At 72.9% G+C, this 20,938-nt stretch carries 21 protein-coding genes; 11 read left to right on the top strand and 10 right to left on the bottom strand.

From position 1 onward, the window contains the following. Positions 1–34: 34 nt before the first annotated feature. On the top strand, positions 35–1,027 hold the full coding sequence (locus tag O7546_RS00655; protein ID WP_194798910.1) for a Ku protein: 993 nt from the start codon (positions 35–37) through the stop codon (positions 1,025–1,027). Between the two features lie 48 nt (positions 1,028–1,075). Here the strand turns inward: O7546_RS00655 and O7546_RS00650 are convergent, their stop codons facing one another. Then, entirely contained in the window at positions 1,076–1,468 is a 393-nt protein-coding gene (locus O7546_RS00650) for a PPOX class F420-dependent oxidoreductase (protein ID WP_174536027.1), read from the bottom strand. A gap of 63 nt (positions 1,469–1,531) precedes the next feature. Between O7546_RS00650 and O7546_RS00645 the strand changes: the two genes are divergently transcribed. The 5 genes from O7546_RS00645 to O7546_RS00625 all read left to right on the top strand — a co-directional run bounded on the left by O7546_RS00645 (position 1,532) and on the right by O7546_RS00625 (position 6,237). Continuing rightward, a complete protein-coding gene (locus tag O7546_RS00645; RefSeq protein ID WP_269695965.1) occupies positions 1,532–2,281 on the top strand; it encodes an FKBP-type peptidyl-prolyl cis-trans isomerase in 750 nt (249 codons plus the stop codon). A 139-nt stretch (positions 2,282–2,420) separates the two neighbouring features. Beyond that, a complete protein-coding gene (locus tag O7546_RS00640; protein WP_194798974.1) occupies positions 2,421–3,269 on the top strand; it encodes a hypothetical protein in 849 nt (282 codons plus the stop codon). A 31-nt stretch (positions 3,270–3,300) separates the two neighbouring features. Then, positions 3,301–3,954: an HAD family phosphatase gene (locus O7546_RS00635; RefSeq protein ID WP_194798911.1), complete on the top strand. Its 654-nt coding sequence runs from the start codon at positions 3,301–3,303 to the stop codon at positions 3,952–3,954. Positions 3,955–3,995: 41 nt separating this feature from the next. Continuing rightward, positions 3,996–5,132 (top strand): glutathione-independent formaldehyde dehydrogenase, encoded by a 1,137-nt coding sequence (locus O7546_RS00630; RefSeq protein WP_281600351.1) that lies wholly within the window; start codon positions 3,996–3,998, stop codon positions 5,130–5,132. 91 nt (positions 5,133–5,223) lie between these two features. After that, positions 5,224–6,237 (top strand): NADPH:quinone reductase, encoded by a 1,014-nt coding sequence (locus O7546_RS00625; protein ID WP_194798913.1) that lies wholly within the window; start codon positions 5,224–5,226, stop codon positions 6,235–6,237. 179 nt (positions 6,238–6,416) lie between these two features. On the opposite strand, the gene O7546_RS00620 is transcribed toward O7546_RS00625, so the two are convergent. After that, a complete protein-coding gene (locus tag O7546_RS00620) occupies positions 6,417–8,051 on the bottom strand; it encodes a fatty acid--CoA ligase (RefSeq protein ID WP_281601132.1) in 1,635 nt (544 codons plus the stop codon). Positions 8,052–8,151: 100 nt separating this feature from the next. Here O7546_RS00620 and O7546_RS00615 point away from each other — a divergent pair, with 100 nt between their 5' ends. Next, positions 8,152–8,643 (top strand): NUDIX domain-containing protein, encoded by a 492-nt coding sequence (locus tag O7546_RS00615; protein WP_018785677.1) that lies wholly within the window; start codon positions 8,152–8,154, stop codon positions 8,641–8,643. A gap of 7 nt (positions 8,644–8,650) precedes the next feature. Here the strand turns inward: O7546_RS00615 and O7546_RS00610 are convergent, their stop codons facing one another. Both O7546_RS00610 and O7546_RS00605 read right to left on the bottom strand, forming a co-directional pair. Further along, positions 8,651–10,318 (bottom strand): MDR family MFS transporter, encoded by a 1,668-nt coding sequence (locus O7546_RS00610; RefSeq protein ID WP_194798914.1) that lies wholly within the window; start codon positions 10,316–10,318, stop codon positions 8,651–8,653. Between the two features lie 53 nt (positions 10,319–10,371). Continuing rightward, the gene (locus O7546_RS00605; protein WP_194798915.1) at positions 10,372–10,929 is read right to left on the bottom strand and encodes a type 1 glutamine amidotransferase domain-containing protein; all 558 of its coding nucleotides are present in this window, start codon (positions 10,927–10,929) and stop codon (positions 10,372–10,374) included. Between the two features lie 120 nt (positions 10,930–11,049). Here O7546_RS00605 and rfaE2 point away from each other — a divergent pair, with 120 nt between their 5' ends. After that, positions 11,050–12,876, top strand: a complete 1,827-nt coding sequence (rfaE2, locus tag O7546_RS00600) for a D-glycero-beta-D-manno-heptose 1-phosphate adenylyltransferase (RefSeq protein WP_281600350.1) — start codon at positions 11,050–11,052, stop codon at positions 12,874–12,876. Further along, positions 12,873–13,745, top strand: coding sequence for a glycosyltransferase (locus O7546_RS00595; RefSeq protein ID WP_194798917.1), 873 nt, complete (start codon positions 12,873–12,875; stop codon positions 13,743–13,745). The genes rfaE2 and O7546_RS00595 overlap by 4 nt, the downstream gene beginning before the upstream one ends. Here O7546_RS00595 and O7546_RS00590 read toward each other — a convergent pair. Genes O7546_RS00590 through O7546_RS00580 form a run of 3 tightly spaced genes read right to left on the bottom strand, consistent with a single transcriptional unit; the run spans position 13,720 to position 15,930 of the window. Continuing rightward, positions 13,720–14,883: a glycosyltransferase family 9 protein gene (locus tag O7546_RS00590; protein ID WP_194798918.1), complete on the bottom strand. Its 1,164-nt coding sequence runs from the start codon at positions 14,881–14,883 to the stop codon at positions 13,720–13,722. The genes O7546_RS00595 and O7546_RS00590 overlap by 26 nt on opposite strands. 7 nt (positions 14,884–14,890) lie before the next feature. Next, the gene (locus O7546_RS00585; RefSeq protein WP_194798919.1) at positions 14,891–15,427 is read right to left on the bottom strand and encodes an Hsp20/alpha crystallin family protein; all 537 of its coding nucleotides are present in this window, start codon (positions 15,425–15,427) and stop codon (positions 14,891–14,893) included. Next, the gene (locus tag O7546_RS00580) at positions 15,424–15,930 is read right to left on the bottom strand and encodes a DUF2231 domain-containing protein (protein WP_194798920.1); all 507 of its coding nucleotides are present in this window, start codon (positions 15,928–15,930) and stop codon (positions 15,424–15,426) included. The genes O7546_RS00585 and O7546_RS00580 overlap by 4 nt, the downstream gene beginning before the upstream one ends. Positions 15,931–16,144: 214 nt before the next feature. Here O7546_RS00580 and O7546_RS00575 point away from each other — a divergent pair, with 214 nt between their 5' ends. Continuing rightward, positions 16,145–16,708 (top strand): pyridoxamine 5'-phosphate oxidase family protein, encoded by a 564-nt coding sequence (locus O7546_RS00575; RefSeq protein ID WP_247678263.1) that lies wholly within the window; start codon positions 16,145–16,147, stop codon positions 16,706–16,708. 23 nt (positions 16,709–16,731) lie between these two features. Here the strand turns inward: O7546_RS00575 and O7546_RS00570 are convergent, their stop codons facing one another. Continuing rightward, a complete protein-coding gene (locus O7546_RS00570; RefSeq protein WP_194798922.1) occupies positions 16,732–17,313 on the bottom strand; it encodes a DUF3592 domain-containing protein in 582 nt (193 codons plus the stop codon). Between the two features lie 42 nt (positions 17,314–17,355). Continuing rightward, entirely contained in the window at positions 17,356–19,530 is a 2,175-nt protein-coding gene (locus O7546_RS00565; RefSeq protein ID WP_281600349.1) for an acyltransferase family protein, read from the bottom strand. Between the two features lie 129 nt (positions 19,531–19,659). Here O7546_RS00565 and O7546_RS00560 point away from each other — a divergent pair, with 129 nt between their 5' ends. Further along, complete coding sequence (locus O7546_RS00560) at positions 19,660–20,487, top strand: TrmH family RNA methyltransferase (protein WP_281600348.1); 828 nt, start codon at positions 19,660–19,662, stop codon at positions 20,485–20,487. Positions 20,488–20,514: 27 nt separating this feature from the next. On the opposite strand, the gene O7546_RS00555 is transcribed toward O7546_RS00560, so the two are convergent. Continuing rightward, entirely contained in the window at positions 20,515–20,937 is a 423-nt protein-coding gene (locus tag O7546_RS00555; RefSeq protein ID WP_281600347.1) for an Atu4866 domain-containing protein, read from the bottom strand. Position 20,938 lies beyond the last annotated feature (1 nt).

Raw genomic sequence — 20,938 nt, 5'->3', positions numbered from 1 at the left:
ATTCTGGTGGTCAACCGGGGAGAGGAGCGCGGCTATGCGGGCGATCTGGAAAGGAGCGGTGTCGTTCGGCCTGGTGTCGATCGGGGTGAAGGTCTACTCGGCCACCGAGGAGAAGGACATCCGTTTCCACCAGGTGCACCGCGAGGACGGCGGCCGGATCCGCTACAAGCGCACCTGCTCGGTCTGCGGCGAGGAGGTCACCTACGACGACATCGCCAAGGGGTACGACATCGGCGGCGGCGAGATGGTCATCCTCACCGACTCCGACTTCGCCGACCTGCCGTTGAGCACGTCGCACGCGATCGACGTGCTGGAGTTCGTACCGGCCGAGCAGGTCGATCCGATCCTCTACAACAAGGCGTACTTCCTCGAGCCGGAGGGCTCGGCGACGAAGCCGTACGTGCTGCTGCGCGACGCGCTGTCCGACTCGGAACGCGTGGCGATCGTCAAGGTGGCGCTACGCCAGCGTGAGCAGCTCGCCACGCTGCGGGTCCGCGAGGGCGTGCTGCTGCTCAACACCATGCTGTGGCCGGACGAGATCCGCCGGCCCGACTTCGGTTTCCTGGACGAGGACCTGAAGGTACGCCCGCCGGAACTGGCGATGGCCAGCTCGCTCATCGACTCGATGGCCGGGGAGTTCGAGCCGGACGCGTTCACCGACGACTACCGGGCGGCGTTGCAGGAGGTCATCGACGCGAAGGTCGAGGGCCGCGAGGTGGTGCAGCCGGAGGAGGAAGAAGCGGCGCCCGCCGCCGCGGTGGACCTGATGGCCGCGCTGAAGGCGTCGGTCGAGCGGGCCCGGGCGGCCCGGGGCGAGGCGCCGTCCGGCGGCGGGGCCGAGCCGACGCCGATCTCGTCGGCCCGCTCGGCCAAGAAGGCCGCGAAGAAGGCGCCGGCGAAGAAGGCCGAACCGGCGAAGAAGACCACTGCCAAGAAGGCGCCCGCGAAGAAAACGGCGGCGAAGAAGGCCGAACCGGCGAAGAAGACCGCCGCCAAGAAGGCGCCCGCGAAGAAGAAGACCGCCTGACGCGTACGGCGATGGCCCCGCCCCGGTGGCGGGCGGGGCTCCCGCCGTTCAGCCGCGGCCGAGCTTCTCGGTCGGGGTGACGCGCACGATGACGCGCTCCTCGCCCGGGCGGCGCCAGGGGTAGGTGTCCTGGCCGAGGTACTTCTTCGCCATCCGGTCGATGTGCTCGTCGGCGCCCTCGGTGACGAACTCGACGGTGCCCTTGACCCAGAGCGTGCGGAAGTCGTCGGCCTTGTCCGCGACCGACACCGCAACCACCGGGTTGCGGGACATGTTCAGGTACTTCTGCCGGCCCTTGGCCGTGTTGAACACGATGTGCTCGCCGTCGGTGTCGACCCAGACCGGGGTGACGTGCGGGGTGCCGTCGGCCTCGATCGTCGCCACGTGCGCGAGCTGCGGCTCGCCGAGCAGGGCAAGGTCTTCTTCGCTGAGGATCGCCATTGTCGGAACGTACCCCGTGCGGTGCCCCCGTATCGGGCATCGTGTCCGGATCGTGGCGGCCGTATGGGCACGCTGGGGGTCCGGGCGGGTACCGTGTGCGCTGGCCTCGGCGGCGGCCCGCCGGGGGCGCACCCACCCACCCTGCAGGGAGTCGACGTGAGCGAGCGTGTGGAGAACCGGTCGGCGGGCCAGGCCCCGGCCACCAAGGCACAGCGGCGGCTGGCCGCCCAGCTGGCCGAGAAGAAGGCAGCCGAGGCGCGTCGCCGCCGGCAGTCGATCCTCGGCGCGGCGGTCGGCGTGCTCGCGGTGGTGGCCCTGGTCGGTGGCCTGGTCTGGCTGAACAGCGGGGACGACGACAAGACGTCCACCGCCGGCTCGTCGGCCAGCCCCACCGCGCCGGCCGAGCCCACCGCGCCCGCCCAGGAGCTGCCCGCCGGCATCGACCCGGCGCTGAAGACCAAGCCGACAGTGCAGGCCGGCACCGGCGAGCTGAAGAAGCTCACCGTCACCACCCTGGTGAAGGGCACCGGGCCGGCGGTGAAGGCCGGTCAGAACATCACCACGAACTACGTGGGCGTGTTCTACAAGGACGGCAAGCAGTTCGACGCGTCCTGGGACAGCGGCCAGCCGGCCACCTTCCAGATCGGCGTGGGCCAGGTCATCAAGGGCTGGGACCAGGGCCTGGTCGGCGTGCCGGTGGGCAGCCGGGTCCAGCTGGACCTTCCGGCCGAGCTGGCGTACGGCAACGACGCCGCGGGCGGTCGCCCGGCCGGGCCGCTGCGCTTCGTCGTCGACGTGCTCGCTGCGCAGTAGATCACTCCGGGCTTCCGTCCGGTCACCCAGCGGCAGTAGGTTCATGGTCACCACGGGCGGCACATCCGTCCGTGGTGATCTGCCCACCGACGCGGAGGTGCACGTGGCGGCGCTGGACGAGGCCGGGGTGACCCGGCAGATGTGGACGCTCTACGAGCCGGTCCACGCGGTGACCTACTTCCACCCCCGGGCCCGGGCCGCGTTCGAGGCGGTCGGGCTGCGGGGCTACTGGCGCGGCTACTTCGCCGGCCGGGCCGCGCCGCTCGGACCGGTCGACGCCCCGGCGGTGACTGCTGCCTTCTTCAGCTTCGCGCCGGCCATGGTGGCCCGCGCACTGCCGTCGGTGTGGCGCCTGGCCACCCCGGAGGAGGCACTGCGGGCCCGGCTCACCGGTGGCGTGCAGGCGCTCGCCGAGTTCACCTACGAGCTGCCCGAATCGCACCTGGTCGAGGCCGCCGACCTGCTGGAGGAGGCGGCCGGGCGGGTGGACACGGCCGGGCGGGTGCTCGGCGCGGTGAACGCCGCCCTGCCCCGGGGCGAGTACCCGCTCGCCCGGCTCTGGCAGGCCGCCGCGACGCTGCGCGAGCACCGGGGCGACGGGCACGTGGCGGCGCTCGTGACCACGGGCCTGGAACCGGTCGAGGTGGTGGCCTGGCGGTGCCGGGTCGACCAGTCGCGCGAGTTCCACCAGCCGGCCCGGGGCTGGACCGACGAGCAGTGGACCGCCGCCGAGCAGCGCCTCGTGGACAAGGGCTGGCTGACCGACGACCTGGACCCCACGGCGTACGCCACGGAGACGTTCCGCGTGGTCGAGGAGGCCACCGACCGGGCCGCGTCGGGCCCGTGGCGGGCGCTGGGCGCGGAGCGTACCGCCCGGCTGCGGGAGCTGCTGGAACCGATCGCGACGCGCTGCCGCACGATCATCCCGGCCAAGGCCCCGATCGGCCTTCCGGCGCAGCGTTCGGCGAAGGCGGCGCAGCCGCGGTGAACCGGGCCGCCGGCTGGGGCAGGATGGCGGAATGGTGGACGCGGTGCTCTTCGACCTGGACGGCGTGATCGTGGACTCCGAGCCGGTGTGGGAGGAGGTCCGGCGGGCGTACGTGGCCGAGCACGGCGGCGTCTGGCAGCCGGACACCCAGCGTCGGCTGATGGGCATGAGCACCGCCGAGTGGGCCGGCTACCTGAGCGGGGAGCTGGGCGTCGACAGGTCGGCCGAGCAGGTCGCCACCGAGGTGGTGACCGAGATGGCCCGGCGGTACGCGCAACACGTACCGCTGATCGACGGCGCCGACGCGGTCGTGCGCCGCATCGCCGCGCGGTGGCCGCTCGGGCTGGCCAGCTCCTCACCCACCCGGCTGATCGCGGCGGCGCTCGACGCGACGGGCCTGGCCGGTTCGTTCGGCGCGACGCTGTCGACCGAGGAAACCGCCCGGGGCAAGCCCGCGCCCGACGTGTGGCTCGCGGTGGCGCAGCGGCTGGGCGTCGACCCGGCCCGGTGCGTCGCGGTGGAGGACTCGTCGAACGGGGTCCGCTCGGCGGCCGCCGCCGGGTGCCGGGTGGTGGCGGTGCCGCATGCGTCGTACCCGCTCGATCCGGACGCCGAGGCGCTCGCGGCCGTGCTGCTCCCCTCGATCGGCGCGCTCACGCCCGAGGTGGTGGCGGGGATCGACTGAACCACCCACCCGCCGCCGCCACCCGGCCTACGGTCGGTGACATGAGGGCTGTGGTGTACGAGGGGCCGCACGAGGTGGCCGTCAACGAGGTCGACGATCCGCGGATCGAGGACCCGAACGACGTGGTCGTCCAGGTGACGACGACCGCGATCTGCGGTTCCGACCTGCACATGTACGAGGGACGGACGGCCGCCGAGCCGGGCATCGTGTTCGGCCACGAGAACATGGGCGTGATCGTGGAGACCGGGCCGGGCGTGACGAGCCTGCGCGTGGGTGACCGCGTCTCGATGCCGTTCAACGTGGCGTGCGGGTTCTGCCGCAACTGCCGCGAGCAGCGCACCGGGTTCTGCCTGACGGTGAATCCGGGCTTCGCCGGCGGCGCGTACGGCTACGTGTCGATGGGGCCGTACCGGGGTGGGCAGGCGGAGTACCTGCGGGTGCCGTTCGCCGACTTCAACTGCCTGAAGCTGCCGCCGGGCACCGAACACGAGAACGACTACGCGATGCTCGCCGACATCTTCCCGACCGGCTACCACGGGGTGGCGATGACCGGGCTGCGGCCGGGCGAGAACCTGACGGTGATGGGCGGCGGGCCGGTCGGGCTGATGACCGCGTACTCGGCGGTGCTGATCGGGGCGTCCGAGGTGTTCGTGGTGGACCGGGTGCCGGACCGGCTGCGGCTGGCCGAGTCGATCGGCGCCACCCCGATCGACTTCAGCGCGGGCGACCCGGTCGAGCAGATCCGGGACCGGACCGCCGGGGTGGGGACCGATCACGGCGTGGACGCGGTGGGATACCAGGCGTCCGCACCCAGCGGCGAGGAGCAGCCGGCGCTGGTGCTGAACACGCTGGTGGAGGTGGTGCGCGCGACCGGGGCGATCGGCGTGGTCGGGCTCTACCTCTCGGCGGACCCGGGCGCCCCGGACGAGCACTCCGCCCGGGGTGAGCTGCTGTTCAAGGTGGGCAAGCTGTTCGAGAAGGGCCTGCGGATCGGCACCGGGCAGGCGAACGTGAAGACCTACAACGCGTACCTGCGGAACCTGATCACGGCGGGGCGGGCGACCCCGAGCTTCGTGGTGAGCAAGGAGTTGCCGCTGGACGCGGCGCCGGAGACGTACCAGCGCTTCGACCGCCGCGAACCGGGCTACTCGAAGGTCGTGCTCAAGCCGGCCGCCTGACGAGCCGTCGTACGGTGGCCGGGTGTGCCCGGGGCCGCATGTTCGGGCGGCTGCCGGGTAGCGCACCCGGAAGGACGGCGGAGGGACGGCGATGAAGGCGATCGTGTACGAGCGCAGCGGGGACGCCTCGGTGCTCCAGGTGGTGGAGCGGCCGGTGCCGGAACCCGGGCCGGGCGAGGTGCTGGTCCGGATGGCCGTGTCGGGCGTGAACCCGACCGACTGGAAGGCCCGCCAGGCGTGGCCGCTGCCGGCCGGCTGGCAGATCCCGCACCAGGACGGCGCCGGGGTGGTCGAGGCGGTCGGCGAGGGCGTCGACCGGACGCTGATCGGTGAGCGGGTCTGGGTGTGGGAGGCGGCGTGGCAGCGGCCGTGGGGCACCGCCGCCGAGTACACGCTGGTGCCGGTCCGGCACGCGGTGCCGCTCGGTCCGGCCTCGTTCGATTTGGGCGCGGCGCTGGGCATCCCGTTCATGACCGCGCACCGCTGCCTGACCGCCGGTGAGTTCATGCCGGACAAGCTGCACGCCGGTGCGTTGAGCGACCACGTGGTGCTGGTGCAGGGCGGTGCGGGCGCGGTGGGCAACGCGGCGATCCAGCTCGCCCGCTGGGCCGACGCGTGCGTGATCACCACGGTGAGCAGCCCGGAGAAGGCGCAGCTCGCGGCGGCGGCCGGCGCCAGCTTCGTGATCAACTATCGCGAGCAGGACGTGGTCGAGGAGGTCCGCAAGGTCGCGCCCGACGGGGTGCACACGATCGTCGAGGTGTCCGCCGCCCGCAACGCCGCCGCCGACGTCCGGATGCTGCGCACCGGCGGGGCGGTCTGCGTGTACGCCGACGACGGCGGCGACGGGGTGACGTTGCCGATCCGGCCGCTGATGGTCCCGAACGCGCGCTGGCAGTTCGTGCTGATCTACACCGCGCCGAAGGTGGCGAAGGCGCAGGCGGTCACCGACATCGCGGCGGCGGTGGCTCAGGGCGCGATCCGGGTCGGTGAGGAGGCGGGCCTGCCGCTGCACCGGTATCCGCTGGCGGAGGCCGCTGCAGCGCAGCAGGCGGTGCAGGACAGCGTGGTGGGCAAGGTGCTGGTGAGCACCGCCGACGAGTAGGCGACCGGATTTCCGCGACAGCCGGACAGAAGCGAACAAGTTTCGCAACAATGACGGTGCGGGTCACCCCGTAACGGACGGGCGGCCCCGGCGCGGTGCGAACGCCGGGGCCGCCCTCTGGGAGGAATGTCCGTTGGGAACGCGTCCTACCCGTGTAGGCGACGGTACGCCGCGAAACGTTACGACGCGGTCAGTTCCCGCACGTCGAGGCCGCCGTCGGCGTACCGCGAGCGCACCACCTTCTTGTCGAACTTGCCGACGCTGGTCTTCGGCACCGCGTCGATGAACGCCCACCGCTCCGGCAGCTGCCAGCGCGCCACCGAGCCGGCGAGGAAGTCCCGCAGCTCCTCGGCCGTCACCGAGGTGCCCTCGCGGACCACCACGGTGGCCAGCGGCCGCTCGTCCCAGCGCTCGTCCGGTACGCCCACCACGCACGCCTCCAGCACCGCCGGGTGCGCCATCAGGGCGTTCTCCAGCTCGACCGAGGAGATCCACTCCCCGCCCGACTTGATCACGTCCTTGGCGCGGTCGGTGAGCGTGATGTAGCCGTCCGGCGAGAGCGTGCCGACGTCACCGGTCCGCAGCCAGCCGTCCCGGAACTTCTCCTCGTCCGGGGCGTCGTCGCCGATGTAGCGGGCGGTCACCCACGGCCCGCGTACCTCCAGCTCCCCCACCGACGTCCCGTCGGCCGGCAGCGGCTCGCCGGCCGGGCCGACGATCCGCGCGGTCACGCCCGCCGGGACGCGGCCCTGCGTGTAGCGGTAGCGCCAGGCGTCGTCGCCGGTCGCACCGGCCGGTGCCCGGGAGACCGAGCCCAGCGGCGACATCTCGGTCATGCCCCAGGCGTGGATGACGTCGATGCCGTAGCGGTCGTGGAACGCGTGCATCAGCGCCGGCGGGCAGGCCGAACCACCGACGATGACCTCCTTGAGCGAGGAGAGGTCCACCTCGTGCGCGTCCAGGTAGGCCAGCAGGTCGGTCCAGATGGTCGGCACCGCGCCGGCGAGCGTGGGTCGCTCGGCGGCGATCATCGCGGCGATCGGCTCGGCCTGGAGGAACCGGTCCGGCATGATCAGCGACGCGCCGGAGAGGAACGCCGCGTACGGCAGGCCCCACGACATCGCGTGGAACATCGGCACGATCGCCAGCTCCCGATCGTTCGGGCCGAGCCCGAAGCCCTCCGGCATGCAGACCTGGAGCGAGTGCAGGTAGATCGAGCGGTGCGAGTAGGCGACGCCCTTGGGGTTGCCGGTGGTCCCAGAGGTGTAGCAGAGGGCGGCGGCGTCGCGCTCGTCCACCTCCGGCCAGTCGAACTGGTCCGGGCGGTCGGCCAGCAGCGCATCCCAGTGGTGCACGGCGATCCGGTCGCCGGCCGCGGCCAGCAGCGGCGCCGGGTCGCCACCGCCGACCACCACCACGTGAGCCACTGTGGTCATCTCGCCGATCACCCGGGCGAGCAGCGGGATGAGCGTGGTGTCGACGAGCACCACCCGGTCCTGCGCGTGGTTGGCGATGTAGGCGACCTGGTCGGGGAAGAGCCGGATGTTGAGCGTGTGCAGCACCGCGCCCATGCTCGGCACGGCGAAGTACGCCACCAGGTGCTCGTTGTTGTTCCACATGAACGTGCCGACCCGCTCGTCGCCGGTCACCCCGCACTCGTCACGCAACGCATGGGCCAGCCGGGCGGCGGTGCGCCCGACCTCCGCGTACGTCATCCGGCGGGGTTCGGCGCCGGTCCAGGTGACCACCTCCGCCGCGCCGTGCACGGTGGAGCCGTGTTCGAGGATCCGGGCGACCTGGAGAGGGGCATCCATCATCGTGCTACGCATGGGTAACAAGGTAGTGGCGGCGGTCACATCTGCGGAACCCCCCGGAATCGGCGAGGTGATCACGGATGGTGCGTAGATTGTCCGGGTGAGCATCTCGTGGGCCGACTCGTACGTGGGGCAGCTCCGCGCCCTGGCCGGTGACCGCACCCTGATGTTCGTCGGCGCGCGCGCCGTGGTGCGCGACAACGCCGCCCGGGTGCTGCTGATCCAGCGTTCCGACAACGGCCAGTGGGCGTTGCCGGCCGGCGCCATGGAACTCGGCGAGTCGATCGCCGACTGCGCGGTCCGGGAGGTCCGGGAGGAGACCGGGCTGCGGGCGCTGCGGGTCAGCGCGTTCGCGCTCTACACCGGCCCCGACCGCACCCACACCAACATGTACGGGCACACGTACCAGGTCTTCACCACGGCGTTCCGGGTCGACGAGTGGGACGGCGAACTCGCCCGGTTCACCGACGAGACCACCGACTCCGGTTTCTTCCACCCGGCCGACTTCCCGCACCCGCTGTCGTCGAGCGTGCACGAGACGCTCGCCGACCTCGACGTGTTCGAGCAGACCAACCGGCTGATCCTCAAGTAGCCGCAGGTCACAGCATCGTCTGCGACTTCGCCTCCATGTCGGCGGCGGCCTCGTCCTTCGACTCCTTCGTCAGCGGCTTGCCGCCGGGCGCGGGCGCCTTCCCGCCGAGCGGGTCGGCGCCACCGGTGGCGCCCTGCGGGCCGGTGCCGCGCAACTGAAGGTTCGGCATCGCCAGCGTGACCAGCACGGCGATCACGGCGATCAGCCCGGTGGTCAGGAAGACCAGGTGCAGCGACTCGACGAACGCGGCCTGCACGGCGGCGCGTACCGGGGCGGGCAGGGCGAGGATCGCCGCCGGATCGTTGATCGAGAAGTCCCCGCCGGCAGTCACCGCGGCCCGCTGCTCCGGCGGGAGCTGTGCCAGCGCACCCGGCAGCCGCGCGGACATCTCCGAGGTGAGCCGGGACGACAGCACCGCACCGAGGATGGCCACACCGAACGAGCCGCCGAGCGACCGGAAGAACGTCGCCGACGAGGTGCCCGCGCCCAGGTCGCGGACGCTCACCGCGTTCTGCACGGCCAGGATCAGCGACTGCATGCACAGGCCCAGCCCGACGCCGATCACCACCATGTAGCCGAACGCGAGCCAGAGCGAGGTGCCCACCTGGAGCTGCTGGAACAGCAGCATGCCGGCCACCAGTACGGCCGCGCCGGCCACCGGGAACCACTTGTACCTGCCGATCCGGCTCATCGCCCGGCCGGTGAGCACGGAGGTGACGATGACGCCGGCCATCATCGGCAGCATCAGCAGACCGCTGCGGGTCGGCGAGGCGCCCTTGACGATCTGGAGGTAGAGCGGGATGAAGATGATCGACCCGAACATCACCAGACCGAGCACGAAACCCGCGCCGTTGGCGAGCGCGAACGTGGCGCTGCGGAACAGCCGCAGCGGCAGGATCGGCTCCCTGGTCCGGGCCTCCTGGACGACGAACAGCACACCCAGCACCGCGCCCGCGGCGAACAGCCCGACGATCACGCCGGAGCCCCAGGCGTACTCGGCGCCGCCCCAGCTCAGCGCCAGCAGCAGGCAGCTCACGCCGGCCACGAGCAGCGCCGCGCCGATCCAGTCGACCGTGTGCTCCCGCCGCTCGAACGGCACCAGTCGCATCACGTGCCAGCAGACCACGATGGCGAGGATCGCCAGCGGCACGTTGATGTAGAAGATCCACCGCCAGTTGTTCTCCGCGAAGTAACCGCCGACGAGCGGTCCGGCCACCGACGAGACGCCGAACACCGCGCCGAACAACCCCTGGTAGCGGCCACGCTCCCGGGGCGACACCACGTCCGAGATGATGGTGAACGCCAGCGTCATCAAGCCGCCCGCGCCCAGGCCCTGCACGCCCCGCGTGACGATCAGCTGGGTCATGTCCTGCGACAGCCCGGCCAGCAGCGAGCCGAGCAGGAACATCCCGATGGAGAACAGGAAGACCGGCCGGCGCCCGTACAGGTCGGCCATCTTGCCGTACAGCGGCGTCGAGGCGGTCGAGGCCAGCAGGTACGCGGTGACCACCCAGGAGTAGTGGTTGATGCCGCCCAGTTCGCCGACGATGGTCGGCAACGCGGTACCGACGATGGTCTGGTCCAGCGCCGCCAGCAGCATGCCGGTCATCAGACCGAACATCAGCAGGCGGATCTGTCGGGCGGGCAACGCGGGAGGGGCGGCCTGGGCGGTCATCCCGCTTCCTATCCCACCGGGGGCGGATCATGCCCCCGGTGGGCGTACGAGTTTCACCGGGCGGCGTGTCGCCCCTCGGCGAACTCCTCGACGATCTTGGCGCAGAACGCCGGCAGGTCGTCCGGCTTGCGGCTGCTGACCAGCCCGTTGTCGGTGACGACCTCCTGGTCGACCCACTTCGCGCCGGCGTTTGTGAGGTCGGTGCGCAGGCTCGGCCAGGAGGTGATGGTGCGGCCCCGCACCACGTCCGCCTCGACGAGCGTCCACGGGCCGTGGCAGATCACCCCGACCGGCTTACCGGCGTCGAAGAACGCCTTGACGAACCGGACCGCCTCCGGGTCCGTCCGCAGGAAGTCGGGGTTCGCCACGCCACCGGGCAGGACCAGGGCGTCGTACGCCCCGGCGTCCGCCTCCTCGGTGGTGACGTCGACCTGGTACTGCTTGCCGTGGTCGAGGTGGTTGAAGGCCTGGATCGTGCCGGACTCGATGGAGACCAGCTCGACCTGGGCGCCGGCGTTCTCCACCGCCTCCCGGGGCTTGGTGTACTCGACCTCCTCGACGCCGTCGGCGGCCAGGAAGGCGATGCGCTTGCCCTGAAGTGTCGCTGCCATGCTGTTCTCTCCTCTCCGGGGTACGTCTGAGACGGTTCCCCGGCCCGATGCCACGAAACCGGACGCATCGGGTGGCCCGCGTCGCGTTTGGCCCGACGGCCCGGGGGGATCCGCAGGGGCATGGCAGGAGCAGCAGCGGAAGAGCGCCGGCTCGCCACAGTCGTGACGAGCTGGCAGCAGCGCCCCGTGCTGGTCGTCGGGGACGCCATGCTGGACGAGTGGCGGTTCGCCGAGTCGGAGCGGCTCTGCCGCGAGGCACCCGCGCCGGTCCTCACCCTGCGGCGGCGGATCTCCGCGGCCGGAGGCGCCGCCAACACGGCGGTGAACGTCGCGGCGCTCGGCGGCCGGGCCGCGCTGGTCGCCCCGGTCGGCGCCGACGTGGCCGGCGACGAACTGCACGACTGCCTGGACCGGGCGGCGGTCTGGGACCGTACGGTGAGCCAGCCGGGCCGGCCCACGCCGGTCAAGCGGCGGATGCTCGCCGGCAACCAGATCCTGCTCCGCGAGGACTCCGGCGGCCCGGAGGACGGGCTGGGCGCCGACGGCGTGGCCCGCCTGCTGACCGCGCTGCACTGCGCCACCGAGGAGCTGCGGGCGGTGGCCGCCGGCCAGCCGCTCACGCTCGTGGTCTGCGACTACGGCCTGGGCGCGCTGCCGTCGGCGGTGCGCGCCTGGCTGGTCGCCAACCGCGACCGGTACGGCACCGTGGCGCTCGACGCGCACGACCTGGCCGACTGGCGCGGACTGAACCCGACTGTGGTGACGCCGAGCTTCGCGGAGGCGACCCGGCTGCTGGCCCGCGCCGCCGCCGGGTTCGCGCACGCCGAGCGGGGTGCCGTCCCCAGCGGCGACGTGCACCTGGACCACCCGGCCGAGGCCGACGGCCCGTCCGAGCTGATGGTGGGCGCCGCGCCCGGCGGATCGGGTGAGCGCGTACCGGGCAGCCCGCATCCGACCTCCGGTACGCCCGCCGCCGAGGCCCCCACCGGGCCGACCGGCGAGCCGGTGCCGGGCGAGGAGCGGGTGGCGCTGACCGGCGACGGGCTGAGCGTCACCGGGACCGGCGTGACGGTGAGCGCGGCGGCCGGCGCCGGGGTGGACCGGGCTGTGCTGGCCGAGTCGCGCCTGCCCGAGCTGCGCGCGCACACCGGCGCCGACGTGGTTGCGGTGACCCTGGACACCGAGGGCGCTGTGGTCGGCGGCGCCGAGGGCGAGCCCCGGCGCAGCCACAGCACCCCGGTCCCGGCCAGCCACGCGGTGGGCGCCGGAGACGCGTACCTGGCGGCCATGACGCTGGCGCTCGCCGCCGACGCGGGCCTGCCCACCGCCGCCCAGCTCGCCCAGCTCGCCGCCACCATCACGGTGGCCGACACCGGCACCTGCGTGTGCCGGCGGCAGGACCTGCTGGCCGCGCTCGGCACCGGCCCGGACGAGGGCGGGCACCCGGCGCTGGTCGGCGCCGACGAGCTGGCCGCGCTGGTGGACGAGCACCGGCAGGCAGGCCGGTCGGTGGTGTTCACGAACGGCTGCTTCGACGTGCTGCACCCCGGGCACGTCCGCTACCTGACCCAGGCCCGCGCGCTAGGTGACCTGCTGATCGTGGCGGTCAACTCGGACGGCAGCGTCCGGCGGCTCAAGGGCCCGGACCGGCCGGTCAACCCGGTCGAGGACCGGATCGCCCTGCTGGCGGCGCTGGCCTGCGTCGACCATGTGGTGGTCTTCGAGGAGGACTCCCCGGCCCGGCTGATCGAGGCGGTCCGGCCCGACGTCTACGTCAAGGGCGGCGACTACCCGCCGGAGATGGTGCCGGAGGCGCCGCTGGTACGGCGGCTGGGCGGGCAGGTGCGCACGCTCGGGTACGTGCCGGACCGCTCCACCTCGGCGATCATCGACCGCATCCGTGCCCACCCGGTTACGGACACGGTCGGCGAGAGCAGGCCGGCGTGACCCGTCCGCTCGACCCGGGCACGCCCGGACGGTTCCGGCACCACCGGCGGCTCGACGTGCTGATCCCCACCCGCAACCGGCCCGCCGAACTGGCTGTCACGCTGTCCGGGCTGGCCGCCCAGGAGGGCGTACCCGGGTTCGGCGTGGTGGTCAGCGACCAGTCCGACGGCGAGCCCGCGTACGCGCACCCGGCCGCCGCCACGATGGTCCGGGCGCTGCGCCACCGGGGGCACCCGGTGCTGCTGACCCGGCGGCTGCCCCGCCGCGGCCTGGCCGAGCACCGGTCCTACCTGCTGGCCCAGTCGGCTGCCGACGTCGTGCTCTGCCTCGACGACGACGTGTGGCTGGAGCCGGGTGCGCTGTCCCGCCTGGTCACCGCGCTCGACGAGCTGGGTTGCGGGTTCGTCGGCAACGCGGTGCACGGCCTCTCCTACGCCGACGACGTCCGCCCGGACACGCACCGGCACTACGAGGAGTGGACCGGGCCGCCGGTGCCGGAACGGATCATGCCCGGCACGCCGGAGTGGCACCGGGCGTCCATCCACCCGGCGGCGAACCTGCTGCACATCACCGAGAAGCTGAACCTGGCGGCGGGCGAGTGGCGCGCGTACAAGGTCTCCTGGATCGGCGGGTGCGTGCTCTACGACCGCGCCAAGCTCGTCGACGCCGGCGGCTTCGACTTCTGGGAGCGGCTGCCCGAGCGGCACCAGGGCGAGGACGTCGCCGCGCAGCTCGCCGTGCTGGAGCGCCACGGCGGCGCCGGGGTGCTGCCCAGCGGGGCCTACCACCTGGAGTCGCCGACCACTGTCACCGAACGCGACGTGGAGGCGTGGGAAGTGGTGCTCAGCGAGTCGCCGGCGGAGGTGTGAGCAGTTCGCGAGCCGCCTCGACCACCTCGGCCACCGGCACGTCGGCCACGAACGAGACGCGGTGCGGGCACTCGCCGTCGCCGGGCCGGTGCGGGTAGATCCCGGGTGTGCAGTCGACGCCGCAGACCGGGCAGTGGGTGGTCCAGGCGGCGATCGGGCGGTGCCGCCCGCGCAGCGGCGACGCCCCGTTGATCAGGTTGCCGACCCAGAAGACGCCGACTGTCGGCGCGCCCACCGCGGCGGCCAGGTGCAGCGGGCCGGTGTCGTTGGAGACCACGAGCGCGCACTCCGCGTACGCGGCCGCGAGCGCGCCCAGGCTGAGCGTGCCGACCTGGGGACGCACCGGAACGCCTGCCGCCGCCACCACCGCATCGACCGTCTCCTGCTCGGCGGGGGTGCCGGTGACAAGCACCTCGTACCCGTCTCCGGTCAGCTCGCGGGCGACCTCGCCGAAGCGTTCCGGCGGCCAGCGCCGCCGCGTGTCGGTGGCGCCCGGGTGCAGCGCGACCCGCGGCCGGGTGGGTTCGCCGAGCACGGCGGCGGCCTCCGCCCGGTCGGCGGCGGTGACCTCCAGCGCCGGGGTGATCGTGGTGGCGGGCGCGCCGACCAGGGCGGCCACCTCCAGGTAGCGGATCACCTCGTGCTGGTAGTAGACGTAGCGCAGCCACCGGTCCAGCGGCGGCGCTCCCTCGGCCCGCAGCCCGGCGGTGACCCGCGCGCCGAGCCCGGCCACGAACGGGTTCGAGTTGCCGCCGCCGCCGTGCACCTGCAACGCCAGGTCGAACCGTTCGGCGCGGGCGGCGGCCAGGAACGCCGGGACGTCACCCGGCGAATCGCCGGGCCCGGGATCGCGGATGCCGGGCACCGCCGGCACCACCAGCACCCGGTCCACCGGGCCGGGCCGGTCGCGCCAGAGCGCCGCGTGCCACGGCGCGCCGAGCAGCACGATCTCCGCCGACGGGTACGCGGACCGCAGCGCGTCCAGCGCCGGCAGCACGAAGATGAAGTCGCCGAGCGCGTTGGCGCGCAGCACGGCGATCCGCTCGACGTCAGGGACGCGCTCGCCGACCGGTCCGAGCACCGACGACGGCCCCGGGTCGCGGCGCGGCGAGTCGGAGTCGCCCGACGGGCTGGTCACGCGGCCCCTACGGCCTGTCGATCTCGTCGAGCGCGGTGTCCGGGTGGTGCAGCTCCCGGTCCGCGGCCGGGTCGGCGGGCATCTGCGTACGGTCGGCACCCGGTCGCGGACCGGTCCGCCCGACGGTGATGGTGCGCGGCGCGGGCCGGGTCGCCCGGGGCAGACGCACCCGGAGCAGACCGTGGTCCATCACCGCGTCGATCCGGTCCGGGTCCACGCGGGACGGCAGGTCCACGCGGTACTCGAAGCCCCGGGTGGTGAACCCGCCCGGGATGCCGTGGTCGGCGTTCACCTCGGCCTCCGACCGGGCGCGGACGCACAGCTCGCGGTCGTCCAGCTCGACGGCGACCTCCTCCGGCGCGACGCCGGGGAGCCGGACGACCACCTCCCAGCCGTCGGCCGTCTCGGCCAGGTCCACGTCCTGGCCGCCGGAGCGTCCGCCGACCAGCCGGCTCAGTTCGGAGCGCAGCGACTGGAGCTCGCCCATCGGATCCCAGCCCTGCTGGCGGCCACGCCAGCCCCGTCCGCCGCCCTGTTCCGTCATCGCGCGTCTCCGATCCGCTGTGTCGCCGAGGGGGGTCGCAGCGAGCTGGGCGCGTTGAGATCGTGCTCCGGGTCGACGCCGACACCGAGCCGGTCCACCAGTTCGCCGCCGAGCCACGCGCTGACGCCGAGGATCGCCAGGGCGACCACCTCGATGGCGACGAGTGCGCCGCCGGCCGCCCGGGAGTCGGCGTTGAGCCGGACCGCCCAGACCGCGGCGAACAGCAGGATGACCGCCACGTTGGCGGCGGCGTGGGTGACACCGACCCGCTTGGCGCGGGTGCCGGCCGGCAGGGCGAGCAGGTCGAACGCCCCGGCCGCCGCGGCCAGCAGGCCGCCGATCAGACCGACTGTGATGTTCCAGTACGCGACCTCGGCCAGGAAGCCGGGCCCGCCCACGGTGTCCACCACGTCGAAGATCACCGCGGTCACGAAGAGCGCCACCGGGAACATCACGAGCATCGGATGCACGGGATGGCCGAGCACCTTGAGCCGGCTCTCCATCTCGGCCTCCATCCGTCACGTCCGGCCGCACGCTGCGAACCGGTCCCTACCCGCCGGCCCCGGGGGCAAACCCGGCGCTCGACGCGCTCTCCTAGGCTGACAGTGGCGGATCGCGGGGCGAAACCGCCGTCAAGGTCAACGGACGGGGGAGGAAGACGTGACGACCCGGGAGATCACCAGCGAGTCCGAACTACGTGAGCTGATCGGCACGCCGATGCCGCGCGCTGCCGCCAAGGACCGCCGTACGCTGCACGAACGCGACCGGGAGTGGCTCGCCGCCTCGCCGTTCTGCCTGATCGCCACCGCCGGAGCGGACGGCACCTGCGACGTCTCCCCGAAGGGTGACCCGCCCGGCTTCGCGCTGGTGCTCGACGACACCACGATCGCGATTCCGGAGCGGCCCGGCAACCGGCGGGCCGACGGCTACCGCAACATCCTGGCCAACCCGCACGTCGGGTTGATCTTCCTGATCCCCGGCCGCACCGACACGCTGCGGATCAACGGCCGGGCCCGGCTGATCTCCGACGCGCCGTGGTTCGCCGACATGGAGGTCAAGGGTCACCGGCCGCTGCTCGCGGTCGAGGTCGCGATCGAGCAGATCTTCTACCACTGCGCGAAGGCGTTCCTGCGCTCCGAGCTGTGGCAGCCGGAGACCTGGCAGCCGGACGTGCTGCCGACGCGGGCCCGGCTGATCAAGGAGGTGGAGGCCCCGGCGGAGAGCCTGGCCGACCTGGAGCGCCACTACGGCCCGGCGTACCTGGAGACGCTCTACCGCTGAGCGCGTCGCCGCCGAGCGGTGCGTCAGCGCCGGACGTTGCGCTTGCGTTTGCCCCGGCCGGTGTAGAGGCGGCCGTCTCCGACCGGCGCCGGCGCCACCCGGCGCAGCCGGACGGCGCGGTCTCTGCCCGGCCGGGCTGCGCGGTCGTGGCCTGGCCGGGCGGCGCGCCGGATGCGGGACAGCGTCAGCACCACACCGGCGCCCAGAGCGGCCAGCCCGACCACGCCGAGTACGCCCTGCACGCGCCCGCGATGCCCGCTGAGCTGCCCGAAGTCGGTGACGAAATCGCCCGGGTCCGCCGGGTTGACCCAGATCGGCACCTCGGCGCCGGCCGCCCGGCACACCTCGAAGCAGGGCACCTCCTGCGCGTGCGTCCGGCCCTCGACCACGTAGCTGAAGTACATGGTGCTCGACGAGGAACCCTTGTTACCGCCGCTCTCGGTCACCTGGTCGACCACCGTCGCCCGGGCGGGCGTACCCCGCTCGCGCAGCGTCACCCCCCAGTCGTCGAGCGCCGACTGGGTGTGGAACGGCAGCCAGAGCAGGGTGGCACCGGCGACCGCCAGCAGCGCGTACGCGAGGCTGAGCCAGAGCGGCCGACGCATGATCACTCCGCCATCGTGACCGGGCGCCGCAACCCGGGCGAGCTATCCGGCCGGGCTGAAGCGCGCCGGCACGCCGACGTCGGACAGGGCGCGGGCGAGGTGCGGCGCTGTCGTCTTCACGTACGCCGCGCCGATGTGCGAGCCACCCCGGTAGATGAGCACGTTGCCGAATACCACGGGGCACCTGTCGGTCGGGCAGACGGCGTCGAACAGGTCGATCATCTTGACCTTCGGCGCGCCGGACACCGCCTGCCGCTGCATCCGGTACGCCGGGTCCTGGTCGTGCCGCTCCCTGTCGAACGCGCACCGGGACAGGCGCTTGCGGTTCTTGTCGGCGCACGTCACCGCCGGGCCGGGGCCGGGGTTGTTGGCGAGCACGACGACCTGCGTGCCCACGGCGTCGAGCTTCTTCCACGCCGACCGGACCCCGGCGACCATCGCCTCGACCGTCGGCTCCTTCGCGTCGCTGTCGAAGGCGCGCGCCGCGCCCTGCGAGGTGACCAGGTAGTCGGGTCGCTCCTCGACCAGTTTGCGCATCAGCGACCGGTTCCAGTCGATGCAGTCGGTGTAGAGCTTGCTCGGGTCGTCGGCCCGGACCGCCGGCGCGCTGGTGAACGGGCACGACGCCTTCGCGGCGATCAGGATCTTCCAGTCGTTCTGCTCGGCCAGCACCTGGAACGCGGGCAGCCACTGGTCCATCTTCGAGTCGCCGACGAGCGCGACGGTGGTGGCCGCGTTCGGGTTGCCGTACGTGCAGGACAGCACCTCGGCGCCGTCGACCTGCTGGAAGCACTTGTCCCGGTTGGTGTCGGGCACGTCCATGAAGCCCTGCCGGATCTGCAGCGGATCCGGTTTGATCACGTCGAACCGCTCCGGGACCGGGCCGATCGGGGCGGTACCGGGCGCTGTCGACAGCAACGCGGCCCCCGGGGCGTACTGGCCCTTGGTGGTGGTCGCGGCGGCGGCCCATGCGCCCATCAGCACCAGGACCATGCCGGCGCAGATGCCGACGAGCGTGAAGTTGCCGCCCAGGCTCAACGCCAGACGAGGCGACGTGGAGATCTTCCGCGAGTAGCGCAGCGGGTTCTCCACCAGCCGGAACGTGATCCAGGACGGGATCACCGAGGCGAGCGCCACCAGCAGGCCCTCGGTCAGCGACAGGTCACCGAAGTGCGCGGCGGCCACCACGAGCATCGGCCAGTGCCACAGGTACAGCGAGTACGACAGGTCACCGATCCACTGGAACGGACGCGTGCCGAGCACCATCACCGGCCCCCGGGAGCCCGCTGCCGCGCCGGCCGCGATCACCGCCGCCGCGCCGAGCGTGGGCAGCGCCGCCACGTACCCCGGCCATGCGGTCTTCCCGCTGACAAGCAGCGCCGCCGCGACGATCGCGGCGAGGCCGAGCCACCCGAGAACGACCGCCACGGACCGGGGCATCCGGGCGGCGCGGACCGCCAGCAGCGCGATGGCGGCGCCGACCCCGAGTTCCCACAACCGCGTGGTGGAGACGAAGAACGCCCGCTGCGGCGAGTTCGCCGTCTCGACGATCGACCAGACGAACGACGGCACCGCCAGCACCGCGAGACCGACCCACAGGACCGGCCGTACGTTCGCCCGCCGGAGCTTGCGCGCGGCGAGGATGGCCAGCACGATCAACAGCGGCCAGAGCAGGTAGAACTGCTCCTCCACGGCGAGCGACCAGAAGTGCTGGACCGGCGACGGCGCGACGTCCTCGGCCAGGTAGTCGACCGCGCGGTCGGCGAAGCGCCAGTTCACGATGTACGTCGCCGCGGCGGCGATGTCACCGCCGACGACCTGCCACTCACCCCGGGGTACGAACAGCCGGACCGCGACGGCGGTGGCCGCCAGCACCACGGTGGCGGCGGGCAGGATGCGCTTGGCCCGGCGCGCGTAGAAGCCGATCAGCGAGACCCGGCCGCTGCGCTCGATCTCGGAGATGAGCTGCCCGGTGATGAGGAAACCGGAGATCACGAAGAAGACGTCGACGCCGACGAAACCACCGGGGATGAACGGCAGCCCGGCGTGGTAGAGCAGCACCAGCCCCACGGCGACGGCCCGGAGCCCGGCGACGTCGGCCCGGAACCGGCTCGGCGTCGCCTCCCTGCCCGGCTCGCGCGCGGTCGACGTACCGCCCGGCTCCTCGGAGGGTGAACCTTCCCGATCGGCAACCTTCGTCAACGGCGGGGAAGTCATCGCGATCCTCAAACTCTGCGGCTGGGGGCGAGGGAACGATAGCGGCTGGTCACTCGGCGGGACAATCGCGCCGCGTCGTACGCCTCACCGCCGCGTGGCCGCCGACCCCGATGCGGTTGAATCGGCTGCGTGGCGAAGACCCTGACGATCACCACCCGCAACGCGAGCTTCCAGCAGTGGCAGGCGCTGCTGACCAACCGCACCAAGCGGCAGCGGTCCGGGGAGTTCCTGGTCCAGGGGGTACGCCCGATCACCGTGGCCCTGGAGCAGGGCTGGGAGATCCGCGCGCTCCTGTACCCGGACCGGCAGCCGCTGTCCCGCTGGTGCCGTGACCTGCTCGACCGCGCCGACGCCCGGCGGGTCGCGCTCGCGCCGGAGCTGATGCGGGAACTGAGCGGCAAGGACGAGGAGTCCCCCGAGTTGCTCGCCGTGGTGGCGCAGCCCGCCGACGACCTGGCCCGCATCCCGGTCGGGCCGGCGATGCTCGTGGTGGTCTTCGACCGCCCCAAGACCCCTGGCAACATCGGCACGCTGGTCCGCTCCGCCGACGCCTTCGGCGCGTCCGGCGTGATCATCACGGGCCACGCCGCCGACCCGTACGACCCCAAGGCGGTCCGGGCCAGCACCGGCTCGCTGTTCGCCGTACCGGTGGTGCGCGTCGCCGGTCACCGCGAAGTCCTGGACTGGGTCGCCGCCGTGCGCGCGGACGGACTTCCGCAGGTCCAGATCATCGGTACGGACGAACACGGGGACGTCGACGTCGCCGAGCACGACCTGACCGGCCCCACTCTCCTGCTCATCGGCAACGAGACGCACGGACTCAGCAAGGGCTGGCAGGAGGCGAGCGACCGGATGGTGCGCATCCCGATCGTGGGGGCGGCGAGTTCGCTGAACGCGGCGGCAGCCGGGACGGTGGCGCTCTACGAGGCCGCCCGGCAACGCGCCGGGCGCCGGTAGCGGGCGCCCGGCGCTCCCCTGTCCGGCCTATCCGGACGGGCGATTCGACGCCCGGTCCGCGACGGCGTTTCGGTGGGCCGCACTGCCCTCCCGGTAGAACAGGTAGCCGCCGTGGTGCAGGACGTCGCCGTCGAAGCGGCCATCGGCGGTGAACCCGCTGTCGTCCCAGTAGTCGATGTGCTCGCCGGTCACCTCGTACCGGCCGGTGTAGGCGCTCGCCCGGTCGCCACGCGCCTCGTCGTACCGGCCGTCGGGCAGCAGCTCCTGCCGGATGTGGCCGTCGGCGGTGACCCACATCCCGACGTACGGATGGACGGTTCCGGAGGCCGGGGGCCGCGCCTGCGTCGTGGCCGGCGCGGACCGGGATGGGGGCGGCGTCTCCGTCCCGCAGGCGGTGAGCGCCGCCGTCACGAAGACGGTGGCGGCCTTGCGGTGGTTGGTGCCGGACATG

The sequence above is a fragment of the Micromonospora sp. WMMA1976 genome, assembly GCF_027497335.1.
In the GTDB taxonomy this organism is placed as follows: Bacteria; Actinomycetota; Actinomycetes; order Mycobacteriales; family Micromonosporaceae; genus Micromonospora; species Micromonospora aurantiaca.
Note: the sequence above shows the minus strand (reverse complement) of the source record. Positions and strands in the feature narration are given on the sequence as shown.